Source organism: Photobacterium gaetbulicola (assembly GCF_003025515.1).
Lineage (GTDB): Bacteria > Pseudomonadota > Gammaproteobacteria > Enterobacterales > Vibrionaceae > Photobacterium > Photobacterium gaetbulicola.
Genome location: NZ_PYME01000025.1, coordinates 1 through 17,273, shown reverse-complemented (window position 1 = coordinate 17,273; position 17,273 = coordinate 1). Strand labels below are relative to the sequence as shown.

The 17,273-nt window shown below is 52.8% G+C and carries 16 protein-coding genes; 7 read left to right on the top strand and 9 right to left on the bottom strand.

Annotation, left to right across the window (positions count from 1 at the left end):
* Positions 1–86 precede the first annotated feature (86 nt).
* The 5 genes from sapA to C9J03_RS19555 are packed head-to-tail and all read left to right on the top strand — an operon-like array spanning position 87 to position 5,372.
* Positions 87–1,712 (top strand): ABC transporter substrate-binding protein SapA, encoded by a 1,626-nt coding sequence (gene sapA, locus C9J03_RS19575; RefSeq protein WP_044623836.1) that lies wholly within the window; start codon positions 87–89, stop codon positions 1,710–1,712.
* A 1-nt stretch (position 1,713) separates the two neighbouring features.
* Positions 1,714–2,676 (top strand): ABC transporter permease, encoded by a 963-nt coding sequence (locus C9J03_RS19570; protein WP_044623837.1) that lies wholly within the window; start codon positions 1,714–1,716, stop codon positions 2,674–2,676.
* A complete protein-coding gene (sapC, locus tag C9J03_RS19565) occupies positions 2,663–3,550 on the top strand; it encodes a putrescine export ABC transporter permease SapC (RefSeq protein ID WP_044623838.1) in 888 nt (295 codons plus the stop codon). The genes C9J03_RS19570 and sapC overlap by 14 nt, the downstream gene beginning before the upstream one ends.
* Positions 3,550–4,551, top strand: coding sequence for a peptide ABC transporter ATP-binding protein (locus C9J03_RS19560; protein ID WP_044623839.1), 1,002 nt, complete (start codon positions 3,550–3,552; stop codon positions 4,549–4,551). The genes sapC and C9J03_RS19560 overlap by 1 nt, the downstream gene beginning before the upstream one ends.
* Positions 4,548–5,372 (top strand): peptide ABC transporter ATP-binding protein, encoded by an 825-nt coding sequence (locus C9J03_RS19555; protein WP_044623840.1) that lies wholly within the window; start codon positions 4,548–4,550, stop codon positions 5,370–5,372. The genes C9J03_RS19560 and C9J03_RS19555 overlap by 4 nt, the downstream gene beginning before the upstream one ends.
* An 89-nt stretch (positions 5,373–5,461) precedes the next feature.
* Here C9J03_RS19555 and C9J03_RS19550 read toward each other — a convergent pair whose 3' ends face one another.
* The 9 genes from C9J03_RS19550 to C9J03_RS19510 form a co-directional block, all read right to left on the bottom strand.
* Complete coding sequence (locus tag C9J03_RS19550) at positions 5,462–6,733, bottom strand: MgtC/SapB family protein (RefSeq protein WP_044623841.1); 1,272 nt, start codon at positions 6,731–6,733, stop codon at positions 5,462–5,464.
* Between the two features lie 149 nt (positions 6,734–6,882).
* Positions 6,883–7,578, bottom strand: coding sequence for an orotidine-5'-phosphate decarboxylase (gene pyrF / locus C9J03_RS19545; RefSeq protein WP_044623842.1), 696 nt, complete (start codon positions 7,576–7,578; stop codon positions 6,883–6,885).
* Between the two features lie 311 nt (positions 7,579–7,889).
* Positions 7,890–9,059, bottom strand: coding sequence for a lipopolysaccharide assembly protein LapB (gene lapB / locus C9J03_RS19540; protein WP_044623843.1), 1,170 nt, complete (start codon positions 9,057–9,059; stop codon positions 7,890–7,892).
* Positions 9,060–9,065: 6 nt separating this feature from the next.
* Entirely contained in the window at positions 9,066–9,350 is a 285-nt protein-coding gene (locus C9J03_RS19535; protein ID WP_039468044.1) for a LapA family protein, read from the bottom strand.
* Positions 9,351–9,549: 199 nt separating this feature from the next.
* Positions 9,550–9,840, bottom strand: a complete 291-nt coding sequence (gene ihfB / locus C9J03_RS19530; protein WP_039468048.1) for an integration host factor subunit beta — start codon at positions 9,838–9,840, stop codon at positions 9,550–9,552.
* A gap of 72 nt (positions 9,841–9,912) precedes the next feature.
* A complete protein-coding gene (rpsA, locus tag C9J03_RS19525; RefSeq protein ID WP_039468053.1) occupies positions 9,913–11,583 on the bottom strand; it encodes a 30S ribosomal protein S1 in 1,671 nt (556 codons plus the stop codon).
* 100 nt (positions 11,584–11,683) lie between these two features.
* Positions 11,684–12,367 (bottom strand): (d)CMP kinase, encoded by a 684-nt coding sequence (cmk, locus tag C9J03_RS19520; protein WP_039468056.1) that lies wholly within the window; start codon positions 12,365–12,367, stop codon positions 11,684–11,686.
* A gap of 218 nt (positions 12,368–12,585) precedes the next feature.
* Complete coding sequence (aroA, locus tag C9J03_RS19515; protein ID WP_044624567.1) at positions 12,586–13,866, bottom strand: 3-phosphoshikimate 1-carboxyvinyltransferase; 1,281 nt, start codon at positions 13,864–13,866, stop codon at positions 12,586–12,588.
* Between the two features lie 163 nt (positions 13,867–14,029).
* A complete protein-coding gene (locus C9J03_RS19510) occupies positions 14,030–15,298 on the bottom strand; it encodes a DUF5666 domain-containing protein (RefSeq protein ID WP_044623844.1) in 1,269 nt (422 codons plus the stop codon).
* 107 nt (positions 15,299–15,405) lie between these two features.
* On the opposite strand from C9J03_RS19510, the gene C9J03_RS19505 reads away from it, so the two are divergent.
* Positions 15,406–16,074, top strand: coding sequence for a response regulator transcription factor (locus C9J03_RS19505; RefSeq protein WP_044623845.1), 669 nt, complete (start codon positions 15,406–15,408; stop codon positions 16,072–16,074).
* Positions 16,046–17,230, top strand: coding sequence for a sensor histidine kinase (locus C9J03_RS19500; RefSeq protein WP_044623846.1), 1,185 nt, complete (start codon positions 16,046–16,048; stop codon positions 17,228–17,230). Before C9J03_RS19505 ends, C9J03_RS19500 begins: the two co-directional genes overlap by 29 nt.
* Positions 17,231–17,273: the final 43 nt, after the last annotated feature.

Genomic DNA, 17,273 nt, shown 5'->3' with positions numbered 1-17,273 from the left:
TCACAGGTATTTTAATGAGGTGACTTGGTGGCGGAGTGGGATAGTGGTAAATTTATAATCTTGTTTCCAAAAAAATCCCTTATTCTATGAGCGCCTATACTCGTCTTTTGCTTGTGTGCGTCAGCCTAGCCAGCCTGGTTGGCTGTAGCGATGACCCACAGCAGGATAGCAATATTCGCAGCCAAGGCTTCGTCTATTGCGGACAAGATAAGCCAACAACCTTTAACCCACAGTTAATCGATGGTGGATTAACGGCTGATACCTTGGCTGCGCAACTGTTCGATCGCCTGTTACTGCTTGATCCGGTTAGCCACCAACCCCTGCCGTCGCTGGCCAAAAGCTGGAACATCAGTAATGATGGCCTGGCCTACACTTTCGTCCTGCGGGAAGGCATCGAATTCCAGACCACCGATTGGTTTAAACCTACGCGCCAGTTTAATGCACAGGATGTGGTGTTTAGCTTTAAGCGAGTCATCCAGTCTGACCACCCTTTCCATGCTGTTTCCGGCGGTCGCTATCCATGGTTTGACAGCCAGGGCTTTGCTAACCTGATTGAAGATATCCAAGTGGTCGCCCCCCTGACGGTAAAATTTGTCCTCAGCCGACCTGACAATGCTTTTTTGGCCAATCTGGCGACCACCTACGCAGTGATCCACTCGCAGGAATATGCCGAGCAGACGCTGCGTGCCGGTAAACCCGATCAGCTCGATTCCTTGCCGGTCGGTACCGGGCCGTTTTACCTCGACAGCTACCAGGCCAATGACTTTGTCCGGCTCAACCGCCATGAAGGATACTGGCTGGGAGCGGCGCCAATGGAACAAGTGGTGTTTGACATTGCCAGCCGCGGCACGGGAACGCTGGCCAAACTCCTGAGCCACGAGTGTGATGTGCTGTCATCTCCGGTCGCCAGCCAGCTTCCGATCATCAGCGCCAACGAAGATTTCAGCCTCAACGCCCAAACCGGCATGAACGTGGCCTTCTTGGCGCTGGACAATAACCAGCCAGAGTTGAGCGACATTCGCGTTCGCAAGGCGATAAACCATGCCATCAACCGTGAGAACCTGCTCAATTCGGTTTACTATGGAACCGGCACCAAGGCCCGCAGTATTCTGCCACCGATGTCATGGGCCTATAACCACGGCAGCCAGGCACTGGACTATGATCCGGCAAAAGCCCTTGCCCTGCTCAAGGAAGCCGGCTACGACAAGAACCTGGCCCTGACCTTGTGGGTACCGCTAGAGCCACGTCCCTACAACCCAAGTCCGCGCAAGACTGCTGAGCTGATCCAGGCCGATCTCAACGCGGTCGGGGTGAAAGTCGACATCATCACCCAAGATACGGTGAGCCGCTTTAGTGCCATTGACAAATTCAACAGTGATTTGATCCTGACCGGCTGGATTGCCGATAATGGCGATCCGGACAATTTCCTTCGGCCACTGCTCTCTTGCGATGCCAAGCAAGCCGGCCTCAATGTAGCGAACTGGTGCAACCTCAGCTTTGACAACCTGCTCGAGCTGGCTTCTCGCACCCCTAAACTCAACCAGCGGCTCAATTACTACCACCTGGCCCAAGATATCTTAGATACGGAGGTACCGATTGTGCCGTTGGCCCATGGCGTCCATTTCCAGGTCCATCACAAATCGCTGCAGGGGTTGCAGATGAGCCCATTTGGCACCCGCTCCTTCTCGACTGTATTCCGGAGCGAGATCTAATATGTTTATCTATACCATCCGTAGGCTGAACCTTTTTCTAATCACCCTGCTGATCCTGACCTTGATCGGCTACAGTATCTTGCGCCTCGACGGCACATCGCTGTGGAGTAGCCAACCATTCTGGTCAGGGTGGGTAAGCTATCTCGATAACCTGATGTCGGGCCATTTGGGGCTCAACCTGCAGGGCGATCCCATCGTCCATGAGGTGATCGCCGTTTTCCCTGCCACCCTCGAGCTTAGCTTCTTTGCCTTTGTACTATCGCTGGTCATCGGTATTCCAATCGGAACGCTGGCCGGAGTTAAACGCGGTAAATTCATCGACACCGCTATCTCGTCGATTACCCTGGTAGGGTACTCCATTCCGCTGTTTTGGCTGGCAATGCTACTTATCATGCTGTTTTCATTGGAGTTAGGCTGGCTGCCTGTTTCCGGCCGATACAGCTTACTGTATGAAATTGATCAGGTCACCGGCATTGCCCTGGTTGATGTGATGCTGTCTGACAAGCCGTACCGTGCGGAAGCCCTGATGGATACGATCAGGCACCTTGTGCTACCAACCGTGGTGCTGGCAATGGCACCGACCACTGAAGTCATCCGTCTAACCCGCGCATCGGTGTCGGATGTCATGGATCAAAATTTCATCAAGGTCGCCCAGACCAAGGGCCTATCGATGTTCGAAATCATCACCCGCCATATTCTGAGAAATGCCATTCCGCCAATTATTCCCAAACTTGGCATGCAGTTCTCAACCATGATGACCTTTGCCATGCTGACCGAGTCGATCTTCAACTGGCCGGGGATTGGCCGCTGGTTGCTCGATGCTATTTCGGCCCAAGACTATGTCGCGATCCAAGCCGGCGTGATCACTGTGGGCAGCTTTATCCTGATTGCCAACATCCTGTCAGATCTGACCGGTGCCTTTGTCAACCCTCTGGTAAGGAAGGAATGGTATGCTATCAAATAACATCTACCAGGAGACCAAGATCCCGACCCAGCTTGAGCGGGCGTGGCAGAACTTCAGAAACAATTCGCTGGCGATGTTCGGTCTGTGGTGCCTGTCTTTCCTCATTCTGATCACCCTGCTATCACCTTGGCTAGCACCTTATGACGTCTTTAGCCAGGTCGGCGAACTGCTGATGCCGCCGTCTTGGGATACCGCCGGCAAAGTAGAATACTTCTTTGGCACCGATGATCTCGGCCGTGATATGCTAAGCCGTCTATTGCTCGGTACCCAACTCACTTTTGGCTACGCGGTGTTGGTTGCCCTTGCCTCGGCGACAATCGGGATCCTGATCGGAGTTCTGGCCGGGATGACCCAAGGTCTGAAATCCAGCTTCCTTAACCACGTACTGGACACGGTACTCTCGATCCCGTCCCTGCTCTTGGCGATCATCGTCGTGGCTTACATGGGACCGGGCGAAACCAATATCCTGCTGGCCATCTGGCTGGCACTGATCCCGCGCTTTATCCGTGCGGTATACACCGCAGTACACAACGAGGTAGAGAAAGACTACATCATGGCGGCACGCCTCGATGGTGCCAACAACTTCTACCTGCTGTATAACTCGATCCTGCCCAATATCCTGACAGTGCTCACCAACGAGTTCACCCGGGCAATTTCTATCGCTATTCTCGATATTGCCGCCCTCGGCTTCCTTGGCCTCGGTGCCCAAGCACCGATGCCAGAATGGGGGGCGATGCTGGGCGATTCCATCGAGCTTATCTACCTCGCGCCGTGGACGGTCACCTTGCCGGGACTGGCCATTACGTTCAGTGTATTGGTAGTAAACTTAGTAGGAGAAGGACTCCGCCAAGCCATTAATGCGGGGATTGACTGATGCCACTATTAGATATTCGTAACCTGACCATTGAAATCGATACGCCACAAGGGATGGTGAAAGCGGTTGACCGCATGAGCCTGACAATTAACGAGGGCGAGATCCGCGGTCTGGTAGGTGAATCCGGCTCTGGTAAGAGCTTGGTCGCCAAAGCTATTGCCGGCGTGACCAAAAGCAATTGGCGTGTCAGTGCCGACCGCCTCCGCCTCGGGGATATCGATCTGCTGACCCTGACACCGCGCGAAAGGCGCCGGGTGGTTGGCCGCGAAATTGCGATGATTTTCCAAGAGCCGTCCTCGTGTCTGGATCCGTCAGAGAAAGTCGGCGAGCAGCTAGAAGAGGCGATCCCGTCATCGTCTTTCGACGGTTACTTCTGGCAGCGTTTCCACTGGCGCCAGAAACAGGCGATTGCCCTGCTGCATAAAGTCGGGATCAAAGAGCACCGCCGGGTCATGCGAAGCTATCCTTACGAGCTCACGGACGGCGAATGCCAGAAAGTGATGATCGCCATGGCTATCGCTAACCGCCCTCGCCTGCTGATCGCCGACGAGCCGACCAATGACTTGGATCCAATCACCCAGGCTCAGATATTCCGCCTGCTCAGCCGGATGAACCAATTGGGCAACACCACGATTTTGCTGGTCAGCCACGACTTGACCACCGTAACCCAGTGGGCAGACCGGATCACGGTAATGTACTGCGGCCAATCGGTAGAGTCCGCCAACCGCCAACAGCTGTTGGAGTCGCCACACCACCCGTATACCGAAGCACTGCTGCGGGCGATGCCTGACTTCAACCTCGACAAGCTCGCCCACAAGAGCAAGCTCGAAACCCTGCCGGGCTCGATTCCCCCACTTCAGCATTTGCCTATTGGCTGCCGGCTGGGCCCACGCTGCCCGCACGCCCAGCGTAAATGTGTCGAAGTACCGAAGCGCAGAAAGATCAAGAATCACAAGTTCAGCTGCCACTTCCCGCTGAACATGGAGAGCAGTACCAAATGAGTGCGTTACTTGAAGTCGAGAACCTGAAAAAAGACTACCACTACCGCTCAGGCTTATTCCGCCGCCGGACAATAGAGGCGGTCAAGCCGGTTTCCTTCAACCTGGAAGCCGGCGAGACTATCGCTTTTATGGGGGAAAACGGCTCGGGGAAATCCACCCTGGCTCGCATGCTCGCAGGCGTGGTCGAGCCGACCGAGGGCGTTATCCGGGTCAATGGCGAGCCGCTGGCACACCGGGATTACCAAACCCGCTGCAAGCTGATCCGAATGATCTTCCAAGATCCCAACACCTCGCTCAATCCGCGGATCCAGATCGGTAAAATCCTCGAAGGGCCGCTGAAGCGAAACACCAATATGACCCCGCAGGCCCGTGAGCGCCGGATCATGGAGACCCTAAAGCGTGTTGGCCTGCTGCCGGAACACGCTTATTTCTACCCGCAGATGCTGGCGACCGGCCAGAAGCAGCGTGTCTCGCTGGCCCGCGCCCTGATCCTGCAGCCCTGTATTATTGTCGCCGACGAAGCGCTCAACGGGCTGGACATGTCGATGCGCTCTCAGATCATCAACCTGCTCCTCGAGCTGCAGGAAGAAATGGGCCTATCATACATCTATGTGTCGCAGCACATGGGGGTGATCAAGCATTTCTCCGATAAAGTAATCGTGATGCAACACGGTGAGATTGTCGAACAGGGCACAACCAGTGAGGTTTTCAACAACCCGCAGCACGCGCTGACCCAAAAACTGCTCGACAGCCACTTCTCCGCCCCCTCACACGATCGGACAACCCGCCTGAGCAGGGCGACCCCGAAAATTGAATGCTAAGCCTGCGCAGCCTGAACGCGAAACGAAAAAAGCGGGCATCTTGCCCGTTTTTTGTTTTATCAAGACCACCACCGCAACCTGCCTCGAGACTAAACCAAGACTACCGCCAAGCCACCCAGTATCACAGCCCCCGTCACTGGCAAGGCAACATATTTGCGTAGACCGGGCTCACCGATGAACCACGCCATCCCCATCTTGACCAAACTGTTGACTGCCGCGGCAATAAAAATCCCCATTGCCGCCGTCGCGAGCATCTGGCCACTGGCGCTCTGGCGCCCCAGAGCAAGGGTGATGGCATCCACATCGGTGATCCCTGAAATCGCTGCCAGTGCCAGTGTCCCCGTATTGCCAAACCACTCCTGCAAGCCATTGGCCAGCAGGATGATCAGTAGCAATATCACACCAAAGCTCAATGCCGAGGTCAGTGCCAGGGGGTTCTGTTTCATCTCGGGGTTCATTTTGCTCTCCGCCTTGTTTCGCTGCCATATCCACCAAGCAGGCAAATAGAAGCCTAGCATCATCAACAACATAGGTAGCCACAGCAGTTCAATCAACTGCCTGTTGACTACAGAGCACACGAACAGGATACGGGGAAACATGGTACCGCAGCTGAGCAAAATTCCACTTGCCAGCAACCCGTTGAGCTGGGGTTGCTGCTTCGACAGGTGGGAAAACTGCAATGTGAGTGCTGTTGATGAACTCAAGCCCGCAAACAGGCATGTCAGCAAAATCCCTTTTTGTGCCCCGCCGATTTTCATCGCGAAATAGCCAACGAAAGAAATCCCGGCGATCAATACCACCATCCACCAGATCTCGTAAGGGTTAATCGCTCCCCACGGTCCCATCGGCTCATTGGGCAGCAGCGGCAGCAAAACCACGGAGATCAACAGCAGCCGCAGTGCCGCATCAAGCTCATATTCCTGCAGCCGCTGCAGCGCAGAGTGCAATTCTTGTTTATTATCGAGGATAATGGCGGTGATCACCGCGGCAGAAACCGCCAGGGCCGGCTCACCGACCACAGCCAGTGCTCCGAGCAGAAAGGTCAGCAACGCCCCTACCAAGCCGGTAATACTGAGGTTGGTTTGCCATTTCAATTTCAGGCGGTGGGAGTAGGCGACGGCCAGCAGGATGGTCAGTGCGACCAAAGACAAGCCGAGGAACAACTCGGAAAAGCGCTCGGACAACAGGCCGCAGATACCGCCAAGCAGGCCGACCAACGAATAGGTACGGATCCCGGCAATCCGGCTACCTGCCGCCTCGTTGCGCTCAACCCATCCGCGCTGAATACCTATGATTGCACCAAGCAACAGAGCGATGGCCAGCCTGATATAGGGAGAGGTTAACGCTAAATCCGATTCCATGGAGCCACCTAAGCCGATTACCTTAATCTAGTTTAGGATGACACCCGGCAAGCAACTGCCTGCTGCATCACGGAATTGATATCAACAGACAATAAAAAAGCAGGCCCTCACCGAGGGCCTGCCTGAAAAACTATCTACGAAACCTTGGCTTAGGCAAGTGTCTTGTTAATTTCAGCCAGTACCGCGGCAGGATCTGCCGCCTGGGTTATTGGGCGACCGATCACCAGATAGTCAGATCCGGCTTTTATTGCTTCAACCGGTGTCATCACTCGGCGCTGGTCACCTGCCGCACTGCCTGCAGGGCGAATACCCGGCGTCACCAACTTGAACTCGCTCCCGAGTTCCGATTTCAGCATAGTCGCTTCCTGGGCCGAGCAAACCACCCCGTCAAGGCCGCTATTCTTCGTCAGGCGGGCAAGGTTCAAGACATGCTCTTGTGGCTCGGCGGTAATACCAATCCCCTTAAGATCAGCCGCTTCCATACTGGTCAATACCGTCACACCGATAAGCAGTGGACGATCTTTGCCAAACGGCTCAAGGATTTCACGTGAGGCGGTCATCATCCGCTCACCGCCACTGGCGTGGACATTGACCATCCAGACCCCCAGCTCAGCAGCTGCAGCCACCGCACGGGAACAGGTATTCGGGATGTCGTGGAATTTCAAATCCAGAAATACAGAATGGCCCCGCTCATGCAGTTTACGCACAAAGTCAGGGCCAAAAAAAGTAAACATCTCTTTACCGACTTTCAATCGGCAACTGCCCGGTTCAATCCGGTCAACAAAGGCGAGCGCTTCGTCTTGGTTTGGGTAGTCGAGAGCGACAATTACTTTTGGATCTAACATGGCATCTCCTGCTTAGTTATAAGGTCAAACTAGCCCAGCATGCTGAGCGCGCTCAGGATTGTACAGCAAAATAGTTTTTTATCGAGCATTAATTGACAAAACGCACCAAACAGGCAAAAACCACAACCAACAGCAATAGCCAATCGTTTCATTCGCCAACTAAATTTATTGCCGCCTTTTCCGATGTTCAAAAGCTGCTCAAAAAAAACTAGTTGAGCAAATCACGTCAAAAAGGCCAAGTTTTGATACAAAAAAGCCCACTTGAATATCAAGCGGGCTTTTAATGGCAATTTAACCATGTAAACTTTAGCTTACTCACCGTCCAGACCACGAATTGGCTTGATCGAGCCCCACCCCTTACAGGAAGGGCACTGCCAATAGAGGGAATGGGTCGCAAAGCCACACTGGCGGCAACGGTAGTGAGGCTTAATCTTTATCTGCTCACCAACCAAGCCGCGAAGCGTCGTCAAGCTGTCTTTTGCCCGGCCTTCCTCCGCCTCGTCCAAGTGGTAATCCATCAGCTGATAGAACCCCTTCATGGTCGGGTTCTTCTGCAATTGACGGGTCATGAACGTCTGGGCCATCGTCGGGCCTTCACGCTTGGCAATCTCGTCGGCCAGCATTAGCTCGGCCGTTGAACCTGCCTTTTGCTCAACACAGTAGCGAAGGTACTTGAGCCAGCCGGACTCATTGTCCATCGCTTCGTAGCACTCCAGCAGCAGCGGCAATGCCTCACCGATAAACTCAATATCCTGCTCGGCAACACGCTCAAGCTGCTTGGCTGCCGATTTGAACTCGTCTTCGGCAATCAGAATCTTCGCCAACATGATGCTGGCCCTGACGCAGGTTTTATCCACTGACAACGACTTTTTGAGAAGCTGCTTAGCTTTATCCGGGTTCTGCGCACTCATCTCCAACATCGCCATTTCACACCAGTAATGGGCAATATCGTGCTTGAGCCTGCTCTTCCCCATCTTGACCAAGTGGCTAGCAATATTAATCGCTTTTTCCCACTCTCGCGTCTGCTGGTAAATGGTCAGGAGTTGCTGCAGTGCACCTTTGCGGTGGTCGGGTTCATCCAGCAGTTGTTCGAAGATTTTCTCGGCACGATCAAAAAATCCAGCCGCCATATAGTCTTGGGCAAGCTGCTGCAAAGCGAGGTTACGCTGGTCAATGGTCAGGTTTGGGCGGGCAATCAGATTTTGGTGGATGCGAATCGCACGATCAACCTCACCCCGGCTCCGGAAAAGATTTCCCAAAGCCAGGTGTGTATCGATGGTTTCACTATCAACCTGAAGCAGCTCAATAAACACATCCACGGCTTTATCGGACTGGTCCGATAATAGCAGGTTCAGGCCTGTCACGTACTGGCGTGACATGTGATGAGACTGCTCTTGTTGCTTGTTACTAGCGCTCCTGTTACCCATGTACCAACCGTAGGCGGCAGCAATAGGTAATAACAGGAACAACAGCTCTAGCATTAAATGTTATTCCTTAACTGGTTCGGCTCGTAGCTGATCCAGTTCTTGTTGCTGCTTTTGTACTTTCTTGCTCAGGCGGTTTTTGGTGAAACGGGCCTTAAGGTAAAGCAGGCCACAGATCAGCCAACCAATAACGAACCCGGAACCGAAGGCAATACCCAGCAATGTCGACAGCTGGAGTTCTCCCTGGGCAATCAAATAGTCAAAGTTCACCAACTGCTGATTTTGGGCACCCAGCGCAAGGGTAACCAAGAAACACGCAGCCAGTAAGAGTACGGTCAGAATTTTCATCGTGAATCCTTCTCACTTGAACGAAATATAGATGATACCTATCTGGTAAAGGCAATGCCCCAAAACCGAAAAAAACATCTGGTATAAGCACAGACGGGTATGGCCTGATTATGCAAGATTTTGCCTCATCAGACCATGATCAATACGCATAAAAAAACGGCATACTTAACAGCATGCCGTTTTTTTGTTCTAAACGTGCTTAACTAGCAATAGACTGGTTAACACGGTCGCGCAATTCCTTGCCAGGCTTGAAGTGAGGAACGTACTTGCCGTCCAACTCAACCTTGTCACCTGTTTTCGGGTTTCGACCTACACGTGGAGCGCGGTAATGCAAAGAGAAGCTACCAAAGCCACGGATTTCGATTCGGTCACCCTCAGCCAGGGTCGTAGCCATATGCTCAAGGATTTCCTTAATAGCATCTTCTACCTGTTTGGCAGAAAGATGTGTTTGTTGACTACACAGTCTTTCAATTAATTCAGACTTTGTCATAAACACTCCGTTTTTAGTATGTTTCTCAATAGTATAACCGCTTGGGGGGAAAAGTGATCCCCCCGAGCTCAATTATTCGCCTTTAGCCGCTTTGAAAGCGTCAGCCATTGCGTTACCGAAAGAAGCATCTTCTTGCTTGTTCAGGTTAGCCATAGCTTCTTGCTCTTCAGCAACGTCTTTAGCGCGTACAGATAGGTTGATTACGCGGTTCTTACGGTCAACGCCTGTGAATTTAGCTTCAACAGAATCGCCAACAGAAAGAACTAGAGTTGCGTCTTCAACACGGTCAACTGATGCTTCAGAAGCACGTAGGTAACCTTCAACACCTTCAGCTAGCTCGATAGTTGCGCCTTTAGCGTCAACTGCAGTAACAGTACCAGTAACTAGAGCACCTTTCTTGTTAACTGCAACGTAGCCGTTGAATGGGTCTTCTTCGATCTGCTTGATACCTAGAGAGATACGCTCACGCTCAGCGTCAACCGCTAGAACAACTGCAGAGATTTCGTCGCCTTTCTTGAAGTCGCGAACTGCGTCTTCACCTGCAACATTCCAAGAAATGTCAGATAGGTGAACAAGACCGTCGATGCCGCCTTCAAGACCGATGAAGATACCGAAGTCAGTGATAGACTTGATCTTACCAGTTACGCGATCGCCCTTAGCTTGCATTTCAGCGAATGACTGCCATGGGTTAGCTTTACACTGCTTAAGACCTAGGCTGATACGACGACGCTCTTCGTCGATATCAAGAACCATAACTTCAACTTCGTCGCCCACGTTAACAACTTTAGATGGGTGGATGTTCTTGTTAGTCCAATCCATCTCAGAAACGTGTACAAGACCTTCAACGCCTTCTTCGATTTCAACGAAGCAGCCGTAGTCAGTTAGGTTAGTTACGCGGCCAGAAAGCTTAGTACCTTCTGGGTAACGCTTAGCGATTGCTACCCATGGATCTTCGCCTAGCTGCTTAAGACCTAGTGATACGCGAGTACGCTCACGGTCGAACTTAAGAACTTTAACGTTGATCTCGTCGCCAACATTAACGATTTCAGATGGGTGCTTAACGCGCTTCCAAGCCATGTCAGTGATGTGTAGAAGACCGTCAACACCACCAAGGTCAACGAACGCACCGTAGTCAGTAAGGTTCTTAACGATACCTTTAACTTCCATGCCTTCCTGTAGAGAAGCAAGAAGTTCATCACGCTCAACGCTGTTTTCAGATTCGATAACTGCGCGACGAGAAACAACTACGTTGTTACGCTTCTGGTCTAGCTTGATTACTTTGAACTCTAGCTCTTTGTTTTCTAGGTGAGCAGTGTCACGAACTGGACGTACGTCTACTAGAGAGCCTGGTAGGAACGCACGGATGCCGTTAAGTTCAACTGTGAAGCCGCCTTTAACTTTACCGTTGATGATACCAACAACAGTTTCAGCGTCTTCGTAAGCTTTCTCAAGAACGATCCAAGCTTCGTGGCGCTTAGCTTTCTCGCGAGAAAGTTTAGTCTCACCGAAGCCGTCTTCTACTGCGTCTAGAGCAACGTCAACTTCTGCGCCGATTTCGATTTCGATTTCGCCAGCAGCGTTCTTGAATTCATCAGCAGGGATAGAAGACTCAGACTTAAGGCCTGCGTCAACTAGTACGTAACCGTTTTCGATAGCTACAACAGTACCTTTAACGATTGCACCTGGACGTGTTTCTAGTTCGTTTAGAGACTCTTCAAAAAGTAGAGCAAAAGATTCAGTCATTATTTAATCTTCAATGTGATTAACAACCATGGGTATCCTACCGCATGGGGTTGGTAGTAAAGTCAGTTATCTTCCGTGACACCGACGCCATCATGCCGAATTATTCGGCTGATAATTTCGTTTCAATATGGGCCAATGCCAGTTCGATGACTTGATCGATAGACATCTCTGTAGAGTCTAGCACCAATGCATCAGCCGCGGGACGTAACGGCGCGACCGCACGGTTGCGATCTCGGTAGTCACGTTCCTGAATTTCTTTCAAAAGGTGGTCAAAGTTAACATCTAACCCTTTCTGTTGCAACTGCTTCATGCGACGATTCGCACGTTCTTCGGCACTGGCATCGAGAAAGATCTTGACTTCTGCCTGAGGGAACACCACGGTGCCCATGTCACGACCATCCGCAACTAGTCCCGGCGCTTCGCTGAATGCACGCTGGCGACGAAGCAGAGCTTCGCGCACGCGCGGCAGTGCTGCCACCTTGGAGGCTGCCATGCCGGTTTCTTCCTTACGAAGCTCACCCGACACGTCTTCCCCTTCAAGAATCACCTTTACCAACTCACCTTCAGCGATAAACTGCACATCCAGGTGAGCCGCCAAAGGTACAAGTGCGTCTTCAGACTCCAGGTCAACACCATGGTGCAGCGCCGCCAGGGCGAGTACACGGTAGATGGCACCAGAGTCCAATAGCTTCCAGCCCAGTTTATCTGCCAATAGCATGCATAGCGTGCCTTTGCCAGCACCGCTTGGTCCATCGACAGTGATCACTGGCGCGTGAGTAGACATAGGTAATCTCCAAACTTGTTTAAATCTAAGCAGTAATACCCATCGAGACGACATCGGGGCATACCGATACGTATTACCGCTCTCAAACGGGGGCATATTATACGAGAAAAAAGTTGTGATACCAATCAGTAATCGGTCTTCAGGCCAAATAGACCTGAAGATAAAATACAAAACCCGCCAGACGGCGGGTTCTGCTTAACTAATGACAACCTAGACAGTTAATGACTCAGAATGGCCAGCTTGTCGAAGTAATCCGGGAAGGTCTTGGAGGTACACTTAGGATCATTGATCGTCACCGGCGTATCGCTCAGTGCCACCAGCGAGAAGCACATCGCGATGCGGTGGTCATCATAGGTGTCAATGGCTGCATGGGTAAGCTGTGCCGGCGGGGTAATCGTGATGTAGTCTTTGCCTTCTTCTACCTCGGCACCGACCTTGCGTAGCTCAGTTGCCATCGCCGCCAGACGGTCGGTTTCCTTCACCCGCCAGTTATAGACATTGCGGATAGACGTGGTGCCTTCGGCAAACAAGGCGGCGGTGGCGATCGTCATCGCGGCATCGGGAATATGGTTAAAGTCCATATCGACCGCCTTGAGCACGCCCCGGCGGGCAATCACGTAGTCGTCGCCCCACTCAATTTCTGCCCCCATCGCGGCCAGGGCATCGGCAAACTGCACATCCCCCTGGATACTCTTCTTGCCGATACCGGTCACTTTCACTTCACCGCCCTTGATCGCGGCGGCAGCCAAAAAGTAAGACGCCGACGAGGCATCACCCTCGACCAAGAAGTCACCCGGAGCCTGATAGGCCTGGCCCCCTTTAACCACAAATTCCTGGTAGTCGCGGTTTTCCACCTCGACACCGAACTGGGCCATGATATGCAGGGTGATATCAATATACGGTTTCGAAACCAGTTCGCCTTTAATGCGGATCACCGTATCGGCCGAGGCTAGCGGCGCCGACATCAGAAACGCGGTCAGGAACTGGCTCGAGATAGAACCGTCGATTTCCACCTCGCCGCCTTTCAGGCCTGTACCTTTGATTTTAAGCGGCGGGTAGTTGTCATTTTCCAAATAGGTAATATCCGCCCCTGCAGTACGCAGGGCATCAACCAGGTGACCAATAGGACGCTCTTTCATGCGTGGCTCACCCGTGAGAACGAACTCGCCCTCCCCCAGACACAGTGCCGCCGCCAGCGGGCGCATGGCTGTACCGGCGTTACCCAAGAAGAGTTCCATCGCTTCGGTTGGCTGGAATGCGCCACCAAGGCCTGTTACTTCACACACGGTCTTGTCGTCAGACAATTGATAGCTCACTCCCAGCTTGGTCAGGGCTGTTAGCATGTGACGGATATCATCACTATCAAGGAGGTTAGTCAGTCGGGTCGTACCGCTTGCTAACGCCGCCAATAGCAGAGCTCGGTTCGAGACGCTTTTGGAACCTGGCAGATTCACGGTGCCATTAATCTTACTGATCGGCTGTAACGTTAAACTTTCCATCTGTTTTTTCATTAATCCTGTTTGGTCGCAGTCATTGCAGAGTAACCAATAATGCCTCAGTTCGCTAGTACTGAATGCGTCAGCCATTTTCCCCCGGACCGTAACGACAAAAAAGCGCCCGCAGGCGCTTCAATAACCGATATCGTTTCTGCTCAGCTTGGCTCTAGTCGTCGCAGCGCGATAGCGTTGTACCGTTGAAGTCACAGTCGAGATCGACCCAGCGGCCCTCATATTTCGCCAGGGAGTTATCCGTTGCCGCATAGCCCCAGATCGTCCCGCCCTTGACCGGCCCTTCAAGCTCGATTTCATCGTCAAAACGGTCTTCGCGTTCAATTTCGATCGCCACGTAGCGGCCCACACCGCTGCCGTCTTCAAGGTAGCGCCCTTCAACCTCGACCCAACTGGTATCCAGATTGTCGTGGTTCAGGCCATCGTCGAACTCGGTCTGGCCATTGATTTCGATTTCAATGCCATTGATGGTGAAGACACCCGCTCGGTATCTCGCTTCGCCAACCGCCTGGAACTCCTTGCCCGATACGCTATTGCCATCGTCTTCAAATTCAATCTCAGTCGCGACCAGGCGCCCTGAACGATAGGCCATTTCTACCTCGACCCAGCGCCCCGATGCCAGATCCTCGCGACGGCCGTCGTCAAACTCGGTGCGATCGTTGACTTCGATACGCAGGCGGCCGTTGAGCTCAATTTGGGTCAGGTTGTTATTGACCCAGGAGATGACCCCTTCGATTTCGGTATCGTCGTAATCGAGATCATCTTCCACATCAACCTCAGTGGCCACCAGCGTCGTGCCATGCATATCACCGTAGACTTCGACCCATGCCCCGTTGGCCAGCTCATCGTCGTCATCCACTTTTGCCTGGCTGTAGTCCACGGTCACCGTGCCTATCTTGAAGGTATAGGCAGTGCTGTCGAGCTGGGAAACCGGCCCCTCGATCTCGACAAAACCAAGATCGGGGACTTTCTGCACCGCAACCACTTCCACCGAGCCGTCAGCCAGCGGGTAAGTTGTCACCATCACCCAGTCGCCGACATTGATCTCCGCCAGCCCCGCAAAAGTCATCGTGATACCGTTAACCGTAAACTGATCGCCGTTGATGGCGGTAACAACGCCTGTCAGGGAAGGATCGAGTTTCATCGTTTCAATCCGGTTATCATCAGCATCGATCTGCACTCGCATGCCGTTGACCAGTTCACCAAACGGCAAGGTCACGCCATCACGATAGATGACCGGGGCACCTTCACTGCGCAGCGCATACCCGTTTACGCTCAGGGTCTTGTTGCTGTGCGAGATATCGGCAACCTGTCCGTCAAGGCGACCGGTTTTGACCTCCGCCGACGAACCGCCCGAACCGGAACTTCCGCCGCAACCGGCCAACACCATTGCAGCTAGAGAAGCTAGTGCCATTTTTTTCATACTTTACCTATGATTAATTGCGCATAATTACTAACTGGCGGTATGTTATTACGCTGCCTGTGAAGCAAGCGTGAAGAAATGTCTGACGAGGATAAATAAACTGGCTTATGAAAGTGCTGATTGTCGAAGATAACTACCATGTCGCCGAAACACTGGCTGATTATCTCGAGCTAGAAGGCCATACCATTGACTGCGCATACCATGGCCTTGGCGCAATCCAACTGGTTAAGGACAACCATTACGATGTCATCATCATGGATATCATGATGCCCAAAATCGACGGTATTTCAGCCGTTAAGAAAATACGCCAAGAAGTGCTGTGTGACACCCCGATCCTGTTTTTGACCGCCAAGGACAGCCTGGAGGACAAAATTGCCGCCTTCCAGGCCGGCGGCGATGATTACCTCGTCAAGCCCTTTGCCATGGAAGAGCTGTGCCTTCGTCTGCAAGCACTGGCCAGCCGGGGGGCACGCAAAGATGTTGGCTTACTGCACTTTGCCGACATTACTATCAACCAGTCCACTGGCGAGGTGCTCCGGGCCGGCAAGCCGATCAAGCTCAGTCGTATCCAACTGAAAATCCTATCGCTGCTGGTGAAAAAGGCCCCCGCTATAGTATCCCGCCAGGAAGTCATAGACAGCGTGTGGGGAGACGATGCGCCGGGTAGCGATGCCCTGCGCAGCCATGTCTATGGCCTGAGAAATGCTATCGACAAAGACTTTGTAGAACCACGACTAGAGACGATTCATGGCCAAGGATACCGACTCAAAGCCTAAAGCCTACCCCAGCATTTACCGCAAGATCCGCTGGAGCTTCGGCATTCCCACGCTGATTATGTTTACCTTGTTCTGGTCGGTGATCTATTTGGCCGAGAATGAGCTTGAGATCATCAGCCTCCACCACTGGCTCGATACCGAGGCAAGCCGCTACAGCCGCGACTACCAGCGCTTTGGCGATCAGGCCCAGCTCCCCAATGAGCATGAGTTCTACAGCTACTGGAGCAAGGAAAGCCCACCGGCTTGGCTTGATAACTACCGGGAGCCCGGCTTTTATGAGCACCTGCTGGGCAAAGAGGACAAGCACTTCCTCGTCACCGCGCACCCATCCGGTGACGGCCTGTTCTACATCGTGTTCCAGGATGATGCCGACGACTACCTCGACGAATACGAAGCCCGCCTGCACTTCATGACATTCAGCTTGGGCGGGGCCGTCTCCCTCGCGGTACTGATCTACAGCTGGTATTTCGTAAAGAGTGTCTCTCGCCCGCTCGAAACCATCGAGCACAAAATCCGCAATATGCCGCCTGACCAGCCGGACTTTTTGGTCGAGACCGACTACAAAGAAACCCGGGAGATCGAGCAGGCACTGCATGAGAGCAAGACAAACATTGCCCGCTATTTTCAGCGCGAGCACGAGTTCAGCCGCTTCGCCTCGCATGAACTGCGAACCCCGATTATGGTGATCCAGGGTTCGGCGGAGCTGTTGGGCAAAGTGCCTAACCAGCCGCCAGTGGCCATCAAAGCCATCAACCGACTGCAGCAAGCCAGCGAAGAGATGCGCGAGTTAACCGAAGCATTCTTGCTGCTGGGTAAAGAAAGCATTGACCGCCACCATTTCGGGACCTACCCGCTGGAAGATAACCTCCGCCGGCAACTCGATGCCATGGCCCCTATTTTCGCCAAACAGGACGCCAGTTACGTCTTGGAGACGCACTCGGCGAGTACGATCTCCGCACCGGAGAGCTTTATCAATATTGTCATCAACAACCTGATCAAAAATGCGTTCAATTACAGTGTCGGCGATATCCAGATCCGGCTGGTCGAGAATCAGCTGACTATCACCAATTATCATACATGGTCGCCCCGGTTTGCCAAGTACCCACGCTCTAAAAAATCAAACTGGTTAAGATTGCAGTCATACATCCGGACTTAGTTCGGCATGTATGCCGCTGTCCCTAAAGGATTCCGCTGACCCA

Excerpts from the sequence above, each read along its gene's own strand:
- C9J03_RS19570 (WP_044623837.1), top strand. The coding sequence starts at position 1,714 with ATGTTTATCTATACCATCCGTAGGCTGAACCTTTTTCTAATCACCCTG.
- C9J03_RS19560 (WP_044623839.1), top strand. The coding sequence starts at position 3,550 with ATGCCACTATTAGATATTCGTAACCTGACCATTGAAATCGATACGCCA.
- lapB (WP_044623843.1), bottom strand. The coding sequence starts at position 9,059 with ATGCTAGAGCTGTTGTTCCTGTTATTACCTATTGCTGCCGCCTACGGT.
- C9J03_RS19535 (WP_039468044.1), bottom strand. The coding sequence starts at position 9,350 with ATGAAAATTCTGACCGTACTCTTACTGGCTGCGTGTTTCTTGGTTACC.
- C9J03_RS19510 (WP_044623844.1), bottom strand. The coding sequence starts at position 15,298 with ATGAAAAAAATGGCACTAGCTTCTCTAGCTGCAATGGTGTTGGCCGGT.
- cmk (WP_039468056.1), bottom strand. The coding sequence starts at position 12,367 with ATGTCTACTCACGCGCCAGTGATCACTGTCGATGGACCAAGCGGTGCT.
- rpsA (WP_039468053.1), bottom strand. The coding sequence starts at position 11,583 with ATGACTGAATCTTTTGCTCTACTTTTTGAAGAGTCTCTAAACGAACTA.
- C9J03_RS19550 (WP_044623841.1), bottom strand. The coding sequence starts at position 6,733 with ATGGAATCGGATTTAGCGTTAACCTCTCCCTATATCAGGCTGGCCATC.
- C9J03_RS19555 (WP_044623840.1), top strand. The coding sequence starts at position 4,548 with ATGAGTGCGTTACTTGAAGTCGAGAACCTGAAAAAAGACTACCACTAC.
- ihfB (WP_039468048.1), bottom strand. The coding sequence starts at position 9,840 with ATGACAAAGTCTGAATTAATTGAAAGACTGTGTAGTCAACAAACACAT.
- C9J03_RS19505 (WP_044623845.1), top strand. The coding sequence starts at position 15,406 with ATGAAAGTGCTGATTGTCGAAGATAACTACCATGTCGCCGAAACACTG.
- sapA (WP_044623836.1), top strand. The coding sequence starts at position 87 with ATGAGCGCCTATACTCGTCTTTTGCTTGTGTGCGTCAGCCTAGCCAGC.
- aroA (WP_044624567.1), bottom strand. The coding sequence starts at position 13,866 with ATGGAAAGTTTAACGTTACAGCCGATCAGTAAGATTAATGGCACCGTG.
- pyrF (WP_044623842.1), bottom strand. The coding sequence starts at position 7,578 with ATGTTAGATCCAAAAGTAATTGTCGCTCTCGACTACCCAAACCAAGAC.
- sapC (WP_044623838.1), top strand. The coding sequence starts at position 2,663 with ATGCTATCAAATAACATCTACCAGGAGACCAAGATCCCGACCCAGCTT.
- C9J03_RS19500 (WP_044623846.1), top strand. The coding sequence starts at position 16,046 with ATGGCCAAGGATACCGACTCAAAGCCTAAAGCCTACCCCAGCATTTAC.